Source organism: Tahibacter sp., from assembly GCF_035481375.1.
GTDB lineage: Bacteria > Pseudomonadota > Gammaproteobacteria > Xanthomonadales > Rhodanobacteraceae > Tahibacter.
Map to the genome: position 1 here is coordinate 1 of NZ_DATIGT010000081.1, position 3579 is coordinate 3579.

At 72.7% G+C, this 3579-nt stretch carries 4 protein-coding genes; all 4 read right to left on the reverse strand.

Annotation, left to right across the window (positions count from 1 at the left end):
- A partial coding sequence (locus VLF18_RS04645; protein WP_325278453.1) for a hypothetical protein occupies window positions 1-424 on the reverse strand: 424 nt, incomplete at its 3' end.
- 121 nt (window positions 425-545) lie between these two features.
- Window positions 546-1814, reverse strand: a complete 1269-nt coding sequence (locus tag VLF18_RS04650; protein WP_325278454.1) for a serine/threonine-protein kinase — start codon at window positions 1812-1814, stop codon at window positions 546-548.
- A complete protein-coding gene (locus VLF18_RS04655) occupies window positions 1811-2392 on the reverse strand; it encodes an ECF-type sigma factor (protein ID WP_325278455.1) in 582 nt (193 codons plus the stop codon). Before VLF18_RS04655 ends, VLF18_RS04650 begins: the two co-directional genes overlap by 4 nt.
- 223 nt (window positions 2393-2615) lie before the next feature.
- Window positions 2616-3579: hypothetical protein (locus tag VLF18_RS04660; protein WP_325278456.1), on the reverse strand; the 964-nt coding region annotated here is incomplete at its 5' end.

Below are 3579 nucleotides of genomic sequence, written 5' to 3' on the forward strand. Positions count from 1 at the left end.
CCTGCATGCCGATCAGCGCCGCCGCGCGCGGCAGGTCGACGCCGCGTGCGCTGAGTCCCATCAGCCGCACGCCGGCGCCGGTCGCGCCGGACAGGCTGACCGTGTTCGCGAGCGCGTTGGCGATCAGGGCGAGCCGCAGCAGGTCGGCGCCGCCGACGTCGAGGTTCAGCCAGCGCGCGATGCGCAGGTCGACGAGTCCGGTGACCGCGACGGCGAACAGCGCGAACAGCGCGATGCCGAGCGCCGGCAGCGTCGGAACCGCAATCAGCGTGCGCTGCACCTGCACGAGATCGAAGCTCGCGAACTCGCGCCAGAGCAGCCAGCCGGTCAGTGCGAGGAATGCGAGCGGGACGAGCCGGCGCAGCAGTGTGCGGTGGCAAGGCGGCGGCGCGGCGGCAGGTTCGTCCCTGAGCGAAGCGGTCATGCGAAGGTCCCGGATGCTGCGGTCGACGGGCGCGGAAGCGCCGATGCCGGGACGCATGATGCCGTCGCGGCCGCGGCTTTGACACCGTTGTCCGACGTATGTTGCAGCGTGTCGCGCGGGCTCAGGAATCGCCGCGGCGCATGCGGCGCACGAGCCAGGCCAGCGGCACGAGCGCCGTACCGGCGAGTGCGATGCCCGCCGCGACCTGCGGATGATTGCCGAGCATCGCGCCGATGCGTTCCTGCAGCGTCGGCGGCGGCGCATCGGCAGCGCGAAACGCCGTGCGCAGTTCGTGGGCGAAACGCTCGACGGTCGGATGGCGGTGCCGCGGCTGCTTGTGCAGCGCCTTCGCCGCGATCCGATCGAGTTCGCCGCGCAGCCGTTCGCCGAGTTCGTGCCGGTCGGTGCAGGCGCGAACGCGTGCGCGCGCGTTGCCGATGCGCGGCGCGACGGCGGCGAGCCGTTCGGACGGCGGCAATGGCACCTGCTGTGTGATCGCGAGTTCGGCCTGGCCCGGCGACAGTCCGTGCAGCGCGAGCGGCGGCTCGCCGCAGAGCAGTTCGTAGAGCAGCGCACCGAGCGCATAGACGTCGCAGGTGCGGCCTATCGGTCCGCCGCCGAGCTGCTCGGGCGCCGCGCTCGCGACCGAGATAAAACGCTGCGCCGTCGCGGTGCGCTCGACCGCTTCGCCGTCCTGCGGCGACGGCAGCAGCTTGGCGATGCCGAAATCGAGCAGTTTCGTGCGGCCGTCCGCGGTCACGAGGATGTTGCTGCTCTTGATGTCGCGATGCACGACATGCCGCGCGTGCGCGTGCGCGACCGCGGCGCAGACATCGAGCAGCAGGCCGACGCGGCGCTCGAGATCCAGACGCTCGCGATCGGCATAGGCCAGCAGATGCGTGCCGTCGACGAATTCCATGACCACGTAGGGCTGCAGCGCCGCGGTTTCGCCGGCGTCGACGAGCTGCGCAATGCCCGGATGCCGCAGCCGGCGCATCAGCTTGCGTTCGACCGCGAAGCGCCGGCGCAGGTGCGGATCGTCGCGATCGCTGCGCAGGAGCTTCAGCGCGACGACGACATCGGGCGCCTGCCGGCGCGTCGCGCGATAGACCGTGCCCATGCCGCCACTGCCGATGCGTTCGCCCAGGCGCCAGTCGCCGATCTCGCGGCCTTGCCACGACTTTTCGCGCGCGCTGCGCAGCAGCGGGATCGCCGGTTCGGTCGAGGCGTCGGCGAGCGCCGCGTCGGCGGCGAGGAGTTTGCGCAGGCGCGCGACGAGCGCGGGGTCGGTCCGCGCGAGCGCGCCGAGTTCGGCGTCGATCTCGGCCGGGCCGCGATCGACGAGACGCTCGAACCAGTGTTCGAGTTCGGCGAGGTTCGGTGCCTTCATGGCGCGTCGTCCGCGCCGGGATCCGCAAGGCGCGCGGCGAGCCAGGCACGCGCGTAACGCCAGCGGCGCACGACCGTCGCGCGCGAAATGCCGCAGGCCTCGGCGATCTCGTCGGTTTCCAGGCCCGAGAAGAATTTCAGCTCGACGATCTGCGCGAGTTCCGCGTCTTCGCGTTCCAGCTCGCTCAGCACGCGGTCGATCGCGAGCACGTCGACGTCCGGTGCGAGCTGCGGCAGCTCGTGCGCATCGGCGAGCGGCACCAGCACGACGTCGCCGCCGCGCTTGTCGCGTCCGCGCGCGCGGACGTGATCGACCGCGAGGTTGCGTATCACGCGTGCGGAAAACGCGAAGAAATGCGCGCGGTCGCGCCAGTCGGTCGCGCGCGCCTGGTGCAGCCGCGCATAGGCTTCGTTGGCGAGTTCGGTCGGCTGCAGCGTCGCGCCGCGCGCGTAGCGGCGCAGGCGCATCCCGGCGATCTCGCGCAGCATCGGATAGACCGCGCGCATCAGCGCGTCGGCGGCGTCGGCCTCGCCGGCGCGCCAGCGCTCGAGCAGGTCGGTGATCGCGGGCGCCGTCATGACGCGCGGCGTCCGGATGGCCGGAAGCGGCGTCGGCATCGACCGTCGCGGTCGCGTGCGGGTTCGAGCATGGCGATCAGAATTTCTCCATTTCCCTTTGTATCGTTATGCCGCGCCGGACGGGAGACGCGAGCCGCAGGAAGCCGGCCGCGCCGATGGTGCAGCGCCGCGCTCGCCGTGCAAATCGAACGGCGGGCGTCGCGGCTCACTTCGCTCATCTGGCTCATTCGGCGCGTTCGACGCCGAGCCGGCGCGCGATCGCGGTCTGTTCGCGCCAGCGCGCACGGCTCGCGTCGGTGGTCAGCCAGACGTCGCGCGCGAGTTCGTGACTCAGGCGCAGCGCCGAATCCGGCGTCGGCGCCGTGCCGTGACGCGCGACGGCGGCGGCCAGTGCGCCGAGGCGGTAGTCATCGCCGTGGCGCAGCGCGGGATCGCTGCGCTGCCGCTCCAGCGCGACGTCGAGCAGTTGCGCTGCCTCGCGGTAGCGGCCGTATGTATTGAGTTCGCAGGCGCGCGAAATGTCGGTCGCGAGCAGCTGCGCCGGCGTCCCGTCGGACGCGGCCGGTGCGCTCGCGGGCACCGTCGCGGTGCGGACCGCCTGCTGCGACGCAGCGTCGACGGCGAGCGCCGGCGCGTCGATGCCGGCTTCGGCACGCGCGCGTTCGAGATTGCGCGAAAAGGCGTCGAGCCGTGCGGCGAGGCTCGTCGCATCGTCCGGTGCGTCGTGCGGCACCGCCGACGCGCGGGCGGTGGAATCGAGTCCCGCGAGCTGCGCGCGTATCTGCGCGGTCAGCGGATCGTCCTCGTGCAACTGCGGCAGCGTGTCGGCGGCCACGCTGCGCAGCAGCGACGACGCTTCGGCGTCGCGGCCGCGCGCAGACAGCAGGCGCGCGCGCTGCACGGTCAGCGACGAGCGCTCGGCCGCGGTCGCCGCGAGCGCGTCGGCCGTATCCAGCGCCTGCGCGGCGAGCGGAAAGTCACCGCTGCTCGTCGCCGCGTTCGCGCGCACTGCGGCGAGCCGCAGCGCGAGTTCGCGCGGTTCGCTGGCGCCCGGCAGCAGCGCTTCGGCCTCGCGCAGCAGTTCCAGCGCCGATTCCGGCGCGCGCCGCTGCTGCTCGTGCGTGCGCGGGTCGAGCTGCAGCGGCGCGCGCCGGAATCGGCGCTGGAACTGCTGCGCGAGGCCGAAG